The sequence below is a fragment of the Blastomonas sp. CCH1-A6 genome, assembly GCF_001556365.1.
GTDB classification, from domain to species: Bacteria; Pseudomonadota; Alphaproteobacteria; order Sphingomonadales; family Sphingomonadaceae; genus Blastomonas; species Blastomonas ursincola.
This window is the reverse complement of sequence record NZ_LSIS01000433.1, coordinates 1-395: the sequence shown is the minus strand read 5'-3', so window position 1 is coordinate 395 and position 395 is coordinate 1. Positions and strand designations below refer to the sequence as shown.

Sequence of the window (395 nt, the reverse complement as noted above, 5' to 3'; positions counted from 1 at the left end):
AGACGCTTAGCGATCCAAACACGATCAAGACGGTGAAATCGATCTATGATGCCGGTACCGGTTTGATTGATAAGGCCCAGGGTCTGAGAAGTGCTGCCCCCAAGCTGCCGCCTGCATCAGCGCCGCCGCCCGTCGCGAGAGCGGCGAAGAAGGGGCTGCACGCTGACATGGCCAAGCGGTGGCTGCTTAAGCCTGGCGCATCGGGTGATTTGATCCGATTCACCTATACCGATGACCATGGACTGGCGAGCGTGCGTACGGTCGGAAATTGGGCCAGCGATGGACGCGAGCTCAGCGGCTATTGCCTGAACCTGCGAGCGGAACTTAATTTCTCGATCGCGCGCATCGATGCGCCAGAAATGATCGGATGAGAATCCGTGTCGAGGTAGAGACGG

Annotated in this window: 1 protein-coding gene; it reads left to right on the top strand. The window is 58.7% G+C overall.

Annotation, left to right across the window (positions count from 1 at the left end; all coding sequences use genetic code 11):
• A partial coding sequence (locus AX735_RS19775; RefSeq protein WP_231750187.1) for a hypothetical protein occupies positions 1 to 371 on the top strand: 371 nt, incomplete at its 5' end.
• Between the last annotated feature and the right edge of the window lie 24 nt (positions 372 to 395).